The 809-nt window shown below is 56.4% G+C and carries 1 protein-coding gene and 1 pseudogene; both read right to left on the reverse strand.

The window, feature by feature from the left end; all coding sequences use genetic code 11:
- A pseudogene (locus tag I6E24_RS16485) lies at positions 1-572 on the reverse strand (hypothetical protein); the annotation flags it as partial.
- Positions 573-584: 12 nt separating this feature from the next.
- Positions 585-809, reverse strand: a 225-nt coding sequence (locus I6E24_RS16490) for a DUF3575 domain-containing protein (protein ID WP_235329795.1), incomplete at its 5' end; no start/stop codon positions are given.

Genomic DNA, 809 nt, shown 5'->3' on the forward strand with positions numbered 1-809 from the left:
GCATCCGGAAAGAGGTGGAAGATGACGGGTATCTCGTAGGCGTCGGGGTTCTCCGCCACCGGTGCTGTGAGGCTGGAGCGGATTTCAACCGTGTTGGAATAGTACTCCGCCTTGTTTGTCTGCACATAGCCCCGCACGTAATACGTCGTGCCGGGCAGCGGATGGAGGAGGTACAGGCACCGCCAATACAGCGGCTCCTTCTCCCAGTCCCAGTTCAGGAACGGCTCGTAATCCGAATAGTCATTAATGAAAACGCAGTCGCTCAAGTCCGGTTCCGGGTTCTCGGTTGAATAGACACTACCCTCGTAGATGATTTTCTCGTCGGCAGGCAAATCCTCCATGACCAGCACCGCCATGTATGCGGGAGGATAGTTGTCAGGGGCTCCCAAATCCATCGGCACGATGTTTCCCTCGCCGATGTGCAGCTTGAAGGTAGAGGTCGGTTCGGGAACCGTGTTGTCGTCGTCGCACGCCGCCATGCCGAAGGCAAGGAGGAGGACTGCAAAAAGTTTATACCCGTGCAGCAGGATGCTACACTTGTCCAAATAATCGCCTGTTTTCTTTCTGAACATATTCATGATTTTCTAATATATTTTCCATACCAAGGTGACACCCGCGTTAACCGGGCCCCACCAGTTTTTTGTTTCCGTTCCACGGCGCACCCGCACGCCGTCGATGACCGTGTATTTCTCATAATCCGCGTGCAGGCAGCCCACGGCCACGCTGAAGTCGAGCGACAGGGCGTCATTCAGGCGCAGCTGGTAGCCGCCGGTGATGCCGCCGCCCATCAGGTCGCCCTGCTTGCCGGT

The organism is Bacteroides caecigallinarum (genome assembly GCF_021530995.1).
Taxonomy (GTDB): Bacteria; Bacteroidota; Bacteroidia; order Bacteroidales; family Bacteroidaceae; genus Phocaeicola; species Phocaeicola faecigallinarum.